Origin of the sequence: Clostridium sp. CMCC3677 (assembly GCF_023845585.1) — a bacterium.
GTDB lineage: Bacteria > Bacillota > Clostridia > Clostridiales > Clostridiaceae > Clostridium > Clostridium aquiflavi.
This window is the reverse complement of sequence record NZ_JAMQHS010000008.1, coordinates 120560-135492: the sequence shown is the minus strand read 5'-3', so window position 1 is coordinate 135492 and position 14933 is coordinate 120560. Positions and strand designations below refer to the sequence as shown.

Genomic DNA, 14933 nt, shown 5'->3' with positions numbered 1-14933 from the left:
CACCCTACAATTAAAATTTAATACTATAAGTATAACATAATTTATTTATTTTTATATACTTATACTAATACCATCGTTATAAATTGTAACTTGATTTTTTCCATTTTCTTTTGATTTATACAATGCTCTATCAGCTTTTTCAATTAATTCTTTTAAATTTGTCCCATCATAAGGATAAGATACAATTCCTATACTTGCTGAAACATTAACTTTTTGCCCATTTTTCCCCATATAAGTTTCTTCTAATATTATAGATAACTTCTTTATCTTTTCCTTTATCATTAAAATAGATGAATTCTCTTCAAATACACAAAACTCATCTCCTCCAAATCTAGCATTGATATTAATTTCTTTATCAAAGATACTATTAATTTTTTTTGCAACATCTCTCAAAACTTCATCTCCACTTATATGACCTAAACAATCATTTACTAATTTAAAATTATCAATATCTATAAAAACTAATATACTTTCATTATTTTCATTATTCTTTATTCTTTCATCTACTTTATTAAAAAACGTTAACTTATTATATAAATCAGTAAGTTGATCACGTTCTGACTTTACTTTAAGTATATTTCGTTCTCTCACTTCATCATCAATATCTGTAATTCTACCAATTATGCGAACAATCTTATTATTTCTATAAATATAACTTAGTATTAATTCACACCATAAATAATATCCATCACTTTTTCTTATTCTTATCTTCTTTATTATTGATTGTTTTTCCATATTTTCAATATTAGGTATAATATTTCTTATTATAGATATGTCTTCTGTATAAATCTTAGAATCTTTTAACTTGTTTATATCTAGTTCTCTTGATGTTAATTTCCATCCAAATTTTTCTTTGAACTTTGGTGAAGTTATTACCTTTCCATTAATTAAATCAAAATCAAATATAATATCATTTAACTGCTCTATTACAATTAAATATTTTTCTCTTTCTAATTCTAATTCTTTCATAAACTTTCGTTGTTCTTTAATATTAACTAAAAAACAATACAATGCATCTAATAATGAAATAGACATAAAAATTAAAATAATAATCAATATTTTCTTATGATTATTTATAAAATCTTGTAAATAATATATCACTCCATTCATATCATTTTTTAATAAATAAATACTTTTCATTCTCTATCATCCTCTAGCATTAATTAAGTTTACAATTTATTTTTATCATAATACTTTATTAAAATAAAAAATTATAATAATATCTTAAATAGTTATTAGTAATTTTTTATTTTTACTTATGTAGAAAATTTTTATCCCAATAATTTCAAAATTATCTTTTTATACTTTTATTAAGAGAATCCCAATTGTTTAATACACATTTTGCAATTTTTTCATCATACATTATTCCAATATTTTTTTCTATTTCTAATTTACAGGCACTTAATTTCAAACTATTTCTATACGCTCTTTTGCTTAACATAGCATCAATAGAATCGCATATTGAAATAATTCTAGCTCCTAATGGAATCTGATTTTCTTTTAACCCCTTTGGATATCCATTACCATCAACACGTTCATGATGATATAATATAATTTCACTTATCTTTGCTAATTTTTTTGAACTGCTTAAAATTTTTGCACCGATGGCTGGATGTTGTTTTATTACATTCCATTCTTCTTCGCTTAATTTACTTTTTTTATTTAATATATTATCTGGAATTCCAATTTTACCTATATCATGAACATGCCCAGCAATATGTATTATTTCTCTATCTTCAGTACTTAAATTTAGAAATTTACAAACTTCACATGCCATGTCACCAACTCTCATTGAATGCTTCGCAGTATAACTATCTTTTGCATCCAGTGCAAACACAATGCTTTCGATAAGATCATGACAAATTAATTCATGATTATTAAATATACATTCCATTCTTAAACTCCTCTATAAAATATTTTTAATTATATAAAAAATCAAATATTATCATGTAATATAAAATTTAATTACCTAAATTCTTTATAGTAATAATATACCACTAAGGGGCTTACTTGACAATGATTATCATTTGTATTATCATATTTGTAAATAAGTTGTTCAACTTTTACTTATTATAAATATATTGTTCTATTTTGCTATACAAAAATAAAGATAGACATTATTTTGAATATATAACATCTATCTCTATCATTAATTTAGATTATATTTTTAAATCAGTTTTTGTTTTAAATATGTGTTTATATATGCTATAGGCAAAGTGGCATTGTAATTAGATTTTATTAACACACTACTAAAACATAACCTTAAATTAAATATATTCTAAATCTTAAATTTAGAAATTTCTTTTTTTAATTTTTGAGCACTTTCTTGTGATTTTAATGCATTTTCTAAAACATTATTAGACTTATCATTGACTTGTAAAATACTACTTGCAATATCTGTAGTACCTCCAGCCCCTTCATTTGCTGCTTGTGAAACTCCATCTATTGTTTTAAGCACTTCGTGTAAAGATGCTAAAAGTTCCTCTGAGTTTGAACTAAAATCAGTTACAAGATTGTCAACAAACTCGGCATCCTTGCTATATTTATCTGCTACATCTAGCATGTTTTTATAGTCACCATTAACTTCTACAGCCATAAATTTTAATAATTTATCTGAACTACTAGAAAGATTTCCAACTGCATTTGTTACTTTTCCTGTTATATTTTTAATTTCTATTACGGTGTCTTTTGATTGCTCTGCAAGTTTTCTTATTTCTTCAGCAACAACTGAAAATCCTTTTCCCGCTTCTCCTGCTCTTGCAGCTTCTATAGCAGCATTAAGCGCAAGAAGATTAGTTTGTGATGTTATTTGCATTATTGATTCAGAAAGTACATTTATCTCTTCAACAACTTTTGATTCTTGTATTGCTTCTTCTAATTCTACTTTTGTACTTTTAAATAACTCAGTTGATTTTTTCTCTGAAGCTTGTACATTCATTTTAGTATCTACTGCTCTATTACTTATCTCTCCTGCTTTAATAGCCCCTTCTTGAGATTTTTGCGAAATAGACTTAACCACTTCTTCTATCTCTTGTGATGTTGCTAACATTTCCTCTGATGAAGCTGCTGTTTCTTCCATATTTGCAGCAAGTTCTTCTGTAGTTGCTGATACTTCCTCTATGTCTGAATTTAAATTTGTAACATTATCTTTAATAAGTTCTACAACATCTTCTATATTATTAGAACTTTCATTAACAGTTCTAATAATCGCTCTTAAATTTTGTATAAATTTATTTAAACTTATTGAAAGATCTTTTATTTCATCTTCTGAATTTATTTCTATTTCTTGCGTTAAATCTCCGCCTCTTTCTGCTAATGAATCTAACTCTGATTTTAAAACATTTAATGGCTTTCTTATAGCATTAATAATAATAGTTCCAAATATTATACTTAATACACTTAATACTGCTATTATTATTATATTTATTTTAATAGACTCATTATATTCTTTATCCCCTTTTAAACTAGCATTTTCAGTCATTTTTTTATTAAGATCTGCTAATTTTATTAAAGAAGATGATGCTTTATTAAAAGCTTCTCTTAAATCCTGATTCATTATATTCATTGCTTCTTGTGTTTTTAATTCTTTACTTAAAGCAATAACTTGATTATGTAATCCTAAGTATTTGTTCCATTCTTCTTTAACAATATTAAATAATTCTTTATCTTCTTCTCCATATATAGTTTTTGAATAAATGTCTAATTTTTTCTGTATTTCTTTCTCTTTTTCTTCCATAGCTTTTTCTTTTTCTTCCATAATTTCTGGAGTTGTTGCAACTATATGACTATACTCAAGTAATCGAAAATCTGATGTCATTGTATTTAATTCTTCTGAACATATCATTGCTGGGATAAAATCTTGTGCTATGATTGTTGATTGTTTATTTACATTATTTAAAGTTTTTATTGAATAAATACCCATAAATATAATTGTAATTACAAAAATAGCTACAAGAAAAATCAATTTGTTTTTTATTGTTTTTAACATATCTTTAGCTCCTTACTGTTTATAAATAAAATTTTAATACCTTATATGTATTTTCGTCTATATTTTTTCAAAATTAAACAAAATTGTATTTTTAATATAATTTAATTTTACAAAATTGTATTTTTTTATTTTATATTACAAATAATATTATATATTACTTGTTAAAATTTTAAAACGAATTTTGATTATTTAGTCGCTTTTTGTAGTTTTTCATCTCTTATATTGTTTATCTGTTAATATTTAAAGCATTTTATATAAATAATAATTATCAAATGATATATTTTATAGAATTATCTAATCTCTAAAATAGTTATTATAAATTAAATTCAAATATTCAAAATAGTAAATATCCACTATCCAAGCATTGTACTTAACAAATAATTGTGGAATAAACTTATCTAAAAACATTTAAGAATAAAAACAAAGGCAGACATCATATAATTGAACTGCCCCCTTTATAATAGACAGTTAAAATAATAAAACCGTCTATTATAAAGAGAGCATATCAAACATTTAATGTCTACCCTTATAATTATTTAATCTATATTCTAAAATTAAGTATATTCTAAACCTTAAATTTAGAAATTTCTTCTTTTAGTTTTTGAGCATTTTCTTGTGATCTTAATGCATTCTCTAAAACATCATTAGATTTATCGTTAACCTGTAATATACTACTTGCAATATCCGTAGTACCACCTGCTCCCTCACCAGCTGCTTGTGCTACTCCATCTATAGTTCTAATTACATCTTGTAGTGATGCTAAAAGTTCCTCTGAACTTGAACTAAAATCTGCTACAAGATTATCAACAAAGTCAGCATCTTTACTGTACTTATCTGCTACATCCAACATATTCTTATAATCACTATCTACTTCTACAGACATAAATTTTAATAATTTGTTTGAACTGTTTGAAAGATTTTTAACTGCATCTGTTACTTTTCCTGTTATATTTTTAATTTCTATTACTGTGTCTTTTGATTGCTCTGCAAGTTTTCTTATTTCTTCTGCAACAACTGAAAATCCTTTTCCTGCTTCTCCAGCTCTTGCAGCTTCTATAGCAGCATTAAGTGCTAGAAGATTAGTTTGTGATGTTATTTGCATTATTGACTCAGAAAGTACATTTATTTGTTCAACAACTTTTGATGATTGTATAGCTTCTTCTAATTCTACTTTTGTATTTGCAAATATTTCATTTGTTTTTTCTTGAGAAGCTTGTACATATATCTTAGTATCCTCTGCTCTTTTATTTATCTCTCCCGCTTTAATTGCTCCCTCTTGAGACTTTTGTGCAATAGAGTTTACTGCTTGTTCTATTTCATGTGATGTTGCTAACATTTCTTCAGCTGAAGCTGCTGTTTCTTCCATGTTTGCAGCAAGTTGTTCTGTTGTTGCTGAAACTTCTTCTATGTCTGAATTTAAATTTGTAACATTACCTTTTATAATATCTACAACATTTTCTATATCATCCGAACTTTCATTAACAGTTCTAATAATTTCTCTTAAATTTTGTATGAATTTATTTAAACTCTTGGCTAAATCACTTATTTCATCCTCAGAATTAATTTTTATTTCTTGAGTTAAATCCCCTCCTCTTTCTGATAGAGAATCTAATTCAACTTTTAAAATATTTAATGGTCTTCTTATAGACTTAATAATAAGTGCTCCAAAAATTACACTTGCTATACTTAATATTACTATTATAATAATATTTATTTTCACAGTAGCACTATATTGTTTGTCACCATTTAAACTTTCTTGTTCAGACATTTTTACATTAAGATCAGCTAATTTCACTAAAGAAGAAGATGCTTTATCAAAAGCTTCTTTTGATTCATTATTCATTATATTCATTACTTCTTCTGTTTTTAATTCTCTACTTAAAGTAATTACTTGTTTATTTAATTCTAAGTATTTATTCCACTCTTCTTTAATACTATTAAATAATACTTGATCATCTTCTGTTCCTATAGTTTCTGAGTAAAGATCTAATTTTTTTTGTATTTCTGCATTCTTTTGTTCCATAGCTTTTTCTTTTTCTTGCATCGTTTCTGGACTTGTTGCAATAATATGATCATATTCAAGAAGCCTAAAATCTGATGTCATAGTATTTAATTCTTCTGAATATATAATTGCTGGAACCCATTCTTGTGCAATAACTGTTGATTTTTGATTTACAACATCTAAAGTCCTTACTGAATAAATACCCATAGATATAATAGTAATTACAAAAATAGTTACAAGAAAAATCAGTTTATTTTTTATTGTTTTTAACATTCCCCTATCCCCTTACTATAAGTAAAATTTAAGTATTTTTAATATGCTTCTATTATGTTTTTAAATAATATTTTAATATAATTCAATTTTAAAATATGGTTTTATAAAAATAGTTTTTGTATTTTATATTTATAGCTACATTATATATGATTCATTTCATTTTTTAAATAGTTTTTACTAAATTGGTCGTTTTTTGTAGAATTTTATTTTTATAGCTAAAATTTTATTATTATTTAATATTTACTCAATTATATTTATTTTTAAATAATTATCATATTATACAATACTATATAAAAATAGTTATAAAAAAAGTCCTTTACTCATTTTATTAAGTAAAGGACTTTTTATAAGTGTGTGCTTAGTTCAATATATCTAAATTATTTAGTTAAGTATTCATCAATTGCCTTAGCTGCTTTTTTTCCTGCTCCCATAGCAAGAATTACTGTTGCAGCACCAGTTACTGCATCTCCTCCAGCATAAACACCTTCTTTTGATGTTAATCCAGTTTCATCTTCAGCAATTATACATCTTCTCTTATTTATTTCTAATCCTTTAGTTGTTGAAGATATTAATGGATTTGGTGATGTTCCAAGTGACATTATTACAGTATCTACATCAATAATAAATTCTGATCCTGCAATTTCAACTGGACTTCTTCTTCCAGATTCATCCGGCTCTCCAAGTTCCATCTTAATGCATTTCATTCCTTTAACCCATCCATTTTCATCTACTAATATTTCTTTTGGATTAGTTAAAACATCAAAGATTACACCTTCCTCTTTAGCATGATGTACTTCTTCAACTCTTGCTGGAAGTTCTGATTCACCTCTTCTGTATACTATATGACTTTCTGCTCCAAGTCTTAATGCAGTTCTTGCTGCATCCATAGCAACATTTCCGCCACCAACTATAGCAACTTTTTTACCAGCTCTAACAGGTGTATCATATCCATCAACTGCTGCTTTCATTAAATTTACTCTTGTTAAGAACTCATTTGCAGAACATACTCCATTTGCATTTTCTCCTTCTATTCCCATGAATTTAGGAAGTCCTGCTCCTGAACCTATAAATACTGCTTTGAAACCTTCTTCTTCAAAAAGTTCATCAATTGTTATTGTTCTACCTACAATAACATTAGTTTCAATCTTAACGCCAAGTTTTCTTATATTATCAACTTCATTTTTAACTACTTTTTCTTTTGGAAGTCTGAATTCTGGTATACCATATTCTAAAACCCCACCCGCTTTATGAAGTGCTTCAAATATAGTAACATCATATCCTTTTTTAGCTAAATCTCCTGCGCAAGTTAGTCCTGATGGGCCACTTCCTATAACAGCTACTTTTATTCCATTTTTAGATGCTGTTTCACTTAAATCTACGTTATTAGAACTTGCCCAATCAGCTGTAAATCTTTCAAGCTTACCAATTGATACTGAATCACCTTTTATTCCCAAAACACATTTTCCTTCACATTGGCTTTCTTGAGGACATACTCTACCACATACTGCTGGTAGTGCACTATACTTTGAAACTTCTTTTGCTGATTCTTCAAAGTTACCTTCTTTAACATGTGAAATAAATCCTGGAATATTAATAGATACTGGACAGCCTTCTACACATTTAGGATTTTTACAATTTAAACATCTTGAAGCTTCTTTAATCGCTTCTTCTTCATTGTATCCTAAACAAACTTCTTCAAAATTTGTTGCTCTAACTTTTGGATTTTGTTCTCTTACAGGTACTCTTACCATTCTCTCTTTCATATCCATTATTACTTATCACCTCTGCAACCACAGCCACCATGACTATGAGTATTACCTTCTTCTAATGCTAGTTTAGCTTTACCTTCTTCTGTTTTATACATAGCTTGTCTTCTCATTGATTCATCGTAATTTATTAAGTGGCCATCAAATTCTGGTCCATCAACACAAGCAAATTTAATTTCACCACCAACAGTTACTCTACAAGCTCCGCACATTCCTGTTCCGTCTACCATTATAGGATTTAAGCTTACTGTAGTTGGTATATCTAATTTCTTAGTTAAATCTGCCATAAATTTCATCATTATCATAGGTCCTATAACAACTGCATGGTCATACTTGTTTCCTTCATTAACTAGACCTTGTAAACAATCAGTAACTCTTCCATTAAATCCATAGCTTCCATCATCAGTTGCTACATAAAGAGTTCCAGCTACTGCTTTCATTTCTTCTTCTAATATTAATAAATTTTTTGTTCTAGATCCAACAATAACATCTACATCTATTCCATTATCATGCATCCATTTAACTTGAGGATAAACAGGTGCAGCACCTACTCCCCCAGCAATGAATATTAGCTTTTTCTTTTTTAAGCTTTCTAAATCTTCATGAATAAATTCACTTGGCTGTCCTAATGGTCCAACAAAGTCTGCTACATAAGAACCAACTTCATATTGAGCTAGTTCTTGTGTGCTTTTACCAACTGTTTGAAATACTATACTTACAGTTCCTTCTTCTCTATTATAACCTGCAATAGTTAAAGGTACTCTTTCACCTTTTTCATCATTCTTAATAATAATAAATTGACCTGGCTGTGCTGATTTTGCTACTCTTGGAGCTTCTATATCCATTAAAAATATATTATTTGTAAGCTCTCTTTTACTAACTATCTTGTACATTTATGTTCCCCCTGATTCTTTTATAAAAGACCTTTATCTGGTGTTACTAATATCTTAACGTGTTTCTTCTTTTCTGGACCTGTTAATGCTCCAAATCCTTCTTCTACTATGTCATCTAAGTGTATTCTCTTAGTTACATATCCTTCAGCTTTTATTCTACCATCATTCATTTGAGCCATAGTTGCTGGGAATTCATGTCTATATGCTAATGTCCCAACTATCTTCTTTTCTGTAAATACTAAAGCATTAGGATTAAATGTAACTCCATTTTCCCATATGCTTGTTATAACCATAGTTCCTTCAAATTTTAAACTATTAATACCTGTGTCAAAACCTATTTGAGCTCCTGTAGTTTCAAATGCTACATCTACTCCTAATCCATTTGTAAGCTTTTTAACTTCTTCTGCTATATCAACTTCATTAGGATCTAATACAACATCAGCTCCTGCTCTTTTAGCGTATTCTTGTCTTATGGATTTTCTTTGTAATACTACTACTAATTTTGCACCTGCTGCTTTTAAACATTCTATAGTTGCTAATCCTATTGGACCAGAACCTAATACTAACGCTGTATCTCCAATTTTAAAGTTTCCTACTCTAATTGAATGTAGTGCTACTGCCATTGGTTCAACTAAGGCTGCTTGTTCGTAAGACATTTCATCTGGTATCTTATGTATGAATTCTTCTGGAAAAACTGTATATTCTGCAAGTCCTCCACCACTTCCACAAAGTCCATGGAATCCTAAAGATGAACATAAATTATATTTTCCTTCTAAACATGCTGGACATTTTCCACATGCAACTATAGGTTCAACAATTACTCTATCTCCAACCTTAAACTTTGTTACATTTTCACCAACTTCTACAATATCACCTGAAAATTCATGACCTAAAACTACTGGTGCAGTTGTTCCACTTAATGGATGAGGCTGTCCTACTGGAATAAATATAGGTCCTCCTAAATATTCATGTAAGTCTGATCCACATATCCCACACCATTTTACTTTTATTTTCACACCATTGCTTGTAACCTTTGGCTCTTCAATTTCTTCTACTCTAACATCTTTCTTTGCATACCATAATGCTGCTTTCATATTAAAATTCCTCCCTAAATATCTAAATATATTGTTAATTAATTAACATACATATTTACATAGCAATATCCATGCCAAATTCTTAACATAATTATTAAATTATAAAGTTATTTATTGAAAACCTCTGTATTTACAACTATATAGCTTATTTATAAAATATTAAAATTAACTTTAATTATATCTATATATAAAAATAAATGTATCAATATGATACATTTATTTTTATCATTTTGATACACTTACTCTTTTCATTCTCATTTTGATACACTTATGTCATACTTTTTAATCTTTCTATATAATGTAGCTCTTCCTATATTCAGTAACTTTGATGCCATTTGAATATTTCCATTGCATTTTTTTATAGCATCCTTTATAGCATTCCTCTCTAAGTAATCAAGAGGTAGTATTTTTATATCTTCTTCTGTAAATTTTTCCTCTTCTAAGTTCTTATTTGCCTCTACATAATTCATATTATTTATACTTATAAGTTCATCATCACTTAGATAATAGTCTCTCTCTACTACATTTCTGAGTTCTCTTATGTTTCCTGGCCAATTATACTTTTTTAATTCATCTACATAGTAATCATTTATTTTTGTAATCTTATCTTTATTTTTTAAATTTAGTTTTTCTATAAAATAATTTATAAGTACATTTATATCATCTATTCTATCTCTTAAAGGAATAGTTTTTATCTCCATTACACTTAATCTATAATATAAATCTTCTCTAAAATTTTGTTTATTTATTTCATTTTTTAATATTCTATTTGTAGCACCAATAACTCTCACATTTAGTTGCTTTTCATAATTTCCTCCAACCCTTATAATCTTTCCATTATCTAAAACTCTAAGAAGCTTACTCTGAGTATCTAACGGAAGTTCCCCTATTTCATCTAAAAATATTGTTCCTCCATCTGCCAATTCAAATTTTCCTGGGTGTCCCTCTTTTGAAGCTCCTGTAAAAGCACCTTTTTCATATCCAAATAATTCACTTTCAACTAATTCTCTCGGAATTGATGCACAGTTTACAGCAACAAATGGTCCTTTATCTCGCTCACTATAATTATGTATTGATTGTGCTATTAATTCTTTTCCAGTTCCACTTTCTCCTTGAATTAATATATTACAATCACTTACAGCAGCTTTTTTTGCAAAAGCTATCATCTTTTTCATATCTTTATTTGTTGTCATAATATCATCAAATTTATATTGAGCTTTGTATCCTACAAATTTATTTACTAATTTATGTACCCTTTTAACTTCTATAAAAGTTATTACCATCCCATTATTCTTACCACTTATATTTAATGGCACTACATTTATAACACACTTAACTACGCTATCATTAATATGAAAATCCCATTCTATATTATTTAAAGATTTATTCTGTTCCTTAAGTAATTTATGAAAATGTACCCCATTTAAAAATTTATCAATGTTCATTTTCATAGCTTCTTCTAATGATATATTTAATATATCTAATGCTCTTCCATTTACCCTTTTCACTTTCATATTTTCATTAATAACTATCATACCTTCAGATATAGAATCAAAAGTTACATTTAATAATTTATATGAAATAGTTAAAGCCATTTGTTTTTGAATTGACTGAGCTGCAGCTGTTACTATTCCCATAGTATGAGAATGAGCATTATAATAATTTCCAGACATATTTATACACCCTATTAAATTTCCGTCTTCATCATGAATTGGTGATGCTGAACAAGTCCATGAATGTTGATTTATTCCATAATGTTCTGCACCTATTGTTTGAACTGGCTTATTAAGATATAGTGCTGTTCCTATAGCATTAGTTCCAACTATATTTTCTGTCCATAATTCTCCTTTTAAAAAGTTTAATTCATTAACCCTCTCCATTATATCTTGATCGCCTATTATCTCTAATAAATAGCCATCTTTATCTGACAAAAATAAAGCAAAACCCGATCCAGAAACCATACTATAAATACTTTCCATAATAGGTCGAGCTACTGAAATAAGTTCAATATTACTTTTTATTAATTTATCTATCTCTGGATGTTTAACATTTCCCTTACCATTGTTAGGATCAACACCATATTTCCTACACCTTATCCATGATTCCGCTATTTCACTTCTAACTTTACTATCTACTTCTCCAGTATCAATAAATTTTTTCCATGCATTATTAATAAAGTTCATGTAATTTTCCATATATATATTTCTCCAATACTCATATAACTATTTTTAAAATAACATTACATGCTATTATTATACTTAATTTATTTATGAACTACTACTTAAGAAAGCAATATAATATTTTTTGGGACTTCATCCACAAAAACAAAAAGACTTTATTAAAATTTTCAATTACTTCTTTGCAGAAAGTATTCCTTTTTTCATGGAGTGACATTTAGAATAGTTATTTTAGTTGTTATAAAATATCTTAATTTAATTAAAAAAGAGTTAGACAAATTTTTGCTAACTCTTTTGTTATATAATATTGAATTATTTCTAAGAATTCTTATCAATATAAATCTTAAGTGCTTTAATCCCTAAAAATAATGCATAAACTTCCATTACCCATAAAATTAACTTTGGAATTATACCAAATGCTATAGCTCCACTCATAATACTCATATTCTCCATAAATATCCCCCTAATAAGTAATCTTATTAAATGTTAAGATATTTTTTGATAATAACTTAACATAATATTTTTTATAATTTCTTTAAAACATCATCAATTTTTTTATCTAAATTTTCAACTTTATTTACAAAATTACTTACCTTTTTAACCCCCTTAAATATCCCTACTACAATTAATGCTATTAATAAAATATTTATAATTGTAAATAAAATAACCATATAATTTGTCTCCAATATTATCACTCCTCTTTAATGTTTATTATAACATTTATGTAAATATAATGTATTTATATGAATAATATTTACTATTAAGTAACTCTATACTTTATTTACAAGAACAAAATCGCTAAGGCGACTTTGGAACCGTCGATTTTTTTAGCCATGCGCCCTTTCCAAACGCAGTGCAGGAATAATGGTGCGGCATATGATTATTTTTTATTCTTTAGGGGTACTCATAATACCTTTAAAACACATTATTTTAAAAGTTATCCACAAATTTTTTAATAATATAAATTCCTAAAGAATAAAAAAATAGTAGATAATTCTAATAAAAAAATTACCTACTACTATTAATTAATGCTCTATTAAATTTATTGGCTCTGTTTTAAATGCGTGTTGATATATGCAATAGGTAAAGTGACATTATAATTGGACTTTGAGAATTCTTAATGAGTATTGTCATATTTACTGCTTGTCACAATTTTATATTGGGAGCAAGCTAAAATGGGACTATACTCATTTTAGCATTCCTAAGTTCAATTACTCAGTCCACTTTGCTTATTCATATATCAACACTCTGCTAAAACATAGCCAATTTATTAAATGATTATTTTATTGAATTTAATTACATATTAACATTCTTTATGACTACCTGTTTGCCATTTCTTTCTCTCTACAAATCTACCCATAAAAAATGCAAAAATTCCGACACCTATACCTGTTTGAACACAGAAAAGAAGGCTTTCTATTTCGCCTGGTAATTCTCCATCAATCCATGTTTCCATAACAGGTGTAAACCAAGGTTCATATTCTCCATGTATTTCTTCTATCATTTCACTTCCAGCATCATCAGATCCACCAAATTCAGCACCTTTTAATGCAAATAGAGGAACTATAGTAATAATTAATGCAATAATTAATAATATTATTACTGTTTTTTTATTTTTACTCATTATTATTTTCCCTCCTTCATAAATCCAATTGATGTTAATTCAGATTTTGCATATGTTTCTAATCCAATAATAACAATAACTGTTAATATACCTTCAACAATTGCAAGTGGTATTTGAGTTGGTGCAAAAACACCTAAAAATTTTATTGCAGAAGCACCTATTCCACCATCTGGCGATGGATAAGCAATAGCAAGTTGTAAGCTAGTAATACAATAAGTAAATAAATCTCCTAAAGATGCTGCTAAGAAAATACCTAACTTTTTATTTACTTTTAACTTTTTGCATATAATATATATTATGTACGATAATATCGGTCCTGCAATTGACATAGAAAAAGTGTTTGCTCCAAGTGTAGTAAGTCCACCATGTGCTAATAAAATTGCTTGAAATATTAATACTATAATTCCTAAAATCCCAACAGCAAATGGTCCAAATAAAATAGCACCAAGACCTGTTCCAGTCATATGAGAGCAACTTCCTGTAACTGATGGAATCTTTAAAGATGATATTACAAATATAAATGCGCCTGACATTGCTAAAATAACTAATGATTTCCTATCTTCTCTTAAAGTTTTTTTAATAGAAAAAAATCCTGCTATTAAAAATGGTAAACTTATAATTCCCCATGATACACAATACTTAACTGGTAAATACCCCTCCATAATATGCATCGCATTTACTGCTGGAGTTATTCCAAATAGCAAAGCAAATATAATAGCGATTTTCTTAATGTTTTTTTGTTCTTTCATTTTATTTCTCCTTTCAAATAAAAAAAGATACCACATTCAATGATTCCCACTCATCAAACTAGCATCATAAATAATCTCTTTAAATAACATTATTAAATAACATTAAAAGAGACTTGTCCATATATAGTCATCTCTCGTAACTATATATATCCGATAAAAAAGGCAGGTCTTCTGACTTAAGAATTATCTCTATATTTTGTCTTCCCAGTTTCCCAGTGACATAATAAAATATAAATCTTCCAATACAGCGGCGGGACCGTAAGAGAATTTCACTCTTTTCCCTATTATCCTGCGGAGAAAACCACAGGCACCTTTTTATAATAATATGGTAATATTTTCATATTACTTTTATAAACAATTTTAATTC

12 protein-coding genes and 1 riboswitch are annotated in these 14933 nt (G+C 27.3%); all 12 genes read right to left on the bottom strand.

The genetic code is table 11. The features are described from left to right. Positions 1 to 51: 51 nt before the first annotated feature. The 12 genes from NG901_RS11425 to NG901_RS11375 all read right to left on the bottom strand — a co-directional run bounded on the left by NG901_RS11425 (position 52) and on the right by NG901_RS11375 (position 14566). Positions 52 to 1140: a sensor domain-containing diguanylate cyclase gene (locus NG901_RS11425; protein WP_252214655.1), complete on the bottom strand. Its 1089-nt coding sequence runs from the start codon at positions 1138 to 1140 to the stop codon at positions 52 to 54. 151 nt (positions 1141 to 1291) lie between these two features. After that, positions 1292 to 1894 (bottom strand): HD-GYP domain-containing protein, encoded by a 603-nt coding sequence (locus NG901_RS11420; protein WP_252214653.1) that lies wholly within the window; start codon positions 1892 to 1894, stop codon positions 1292 to 1294. Between the two features lie 384 nt (positions 1895 to 2278). After that, positions 2279 to 3988 carry a methyl-accepting chemotaxis protein gene (locus NG901_RS11415; protein ID WP_252214651.1) on the bottom strand — a complete coding sequence of 570 codons (1710 nt, stop codon included), beginning with the start codon at positions 3986 to 3988 and terminating at the stop codon, positions 2279 to 2281. A gap of 565 nt (positions 3989 to 4553) precedes the next feature. Continuing rightward, positions 4554 to 6263: a methyl-accepting chemotaxis protein gene (locus NG901_RS11410; protein ID WP_252214649.1), complete on the bottom strand. Its 1710-nt coding sequence runs from the start codon at positions 6261 to 6263 to the stop codon at positions 4554 to 4556. A gap of 377 nt (positions 6264 to 6640) precedes the next feature. Further along, complete coding sequence (gene gltA / locus NG901_RS11405) at positions 6641 to 8032, bottom strand: NADPH-dependent glutamate synthase (RefSeq protein ID WP_252214647.1); 1392 nt, start codon at positions 8030 to 8032, stop codon at positions 6641 to 6643. Positions 8033 to 8034: 2 nt separating this feature from the next. Next, positions 8035 to 8922 carry a sulfide/dihydroorotate dehydrogenase-like FAD/NAD-binding protein gene (locus tag NG901_RS11400; protein ID WP_252214645.1) on the bottom strand — a complete coding sequence of 296 codons (888 nt, stop codon included), beginning with the start codon at positions 8920 to 8922 and terminating at the stop codon, positions 8035 to 8037. A 20-nt stretch (positions 8923 to 8942) separates the two neighbouring features. Further along, positions 8943 to 10016: a 2,3-butanediol dehydrogenase gene (locus tag NG901_RS11395; RefSeq protein ID WP_017826274.1), complete on the bottom strand. Its 1074-nt coding sequence runs from the start codon at positions 10014 to 10016 to the stop codon at positions 8943 to 8945. A 254-nt stretch (positions 10017 to 10270) separates the two neighbouring features. Further along, positions 10271 to 12211: a sigma-54-dependent Fis family transcriptional regulator gene (locus NG901_RS11390; protein WP_252214642.1), complete on the bottom strand. Its 1941-nt coding sequence runs from the start codon at positions 12209 to 12211 to the stop codon at positions 10271 to 10273. A 300-nt stretch (positions 12212 to 12511) separates the two neighbouring features. Beyond that, positions 12512 to 12646, bottom strand: coding sequence for a hypothetical protein (locus NG901_RS17185; protein ID WP_012422723.1), 135 nt, complete (start codon positions 12644 to 12646; stop codon positions 12512 to 12514). A 71-nt stretch (positions 12647 to 12717) separates the two neighbouring features. Beyond that, positions 12718 to 12879 carry a hypothetical protein gene (locus tag NG901_RS11385; RefSeq protein ID WP_252214889.1) on the bottom strand — a complete coding sequence of 54 codons (162 nt, stop codon included), beginning with the start codon at positions 12877 to 12879 and terminating at the stop codon, positions 12718 to 12720. Between the two features lie 617 nt (positions 12880 to 13496). Next, a complete protein-coding gene (locus NG901_RS11380; RefSeq protein ID WP_252214639.1) occupies positions 13497 to 13817 on the bottom strand; it encodes an energy-coupling factor ABC transporter substrate-binding protein in 321 nt (106 codons plus the stop codon). Between the two features lie 2 nt (positions 13818 to 13819). Continuing rightward, complete coding sequence (locus tag NG901_RS11375; RefSeq protein WP_252214636.1) at positions 13820 to 14566, bottom strand: energy-coupling factor ABC transporter permease; 747 nt, start codon at positions 14564 to 14566, stop codon at positions 13820 to 13822. Between the two features lie 144 nt (positions 14567 to 14710). After that, positions 14711 to 14895: riboswitch (cobalamin riboswitch) on the bottom strand. Between the last annotated feature and the right edge of the window lie 38 nt (positions 14896 to 14933).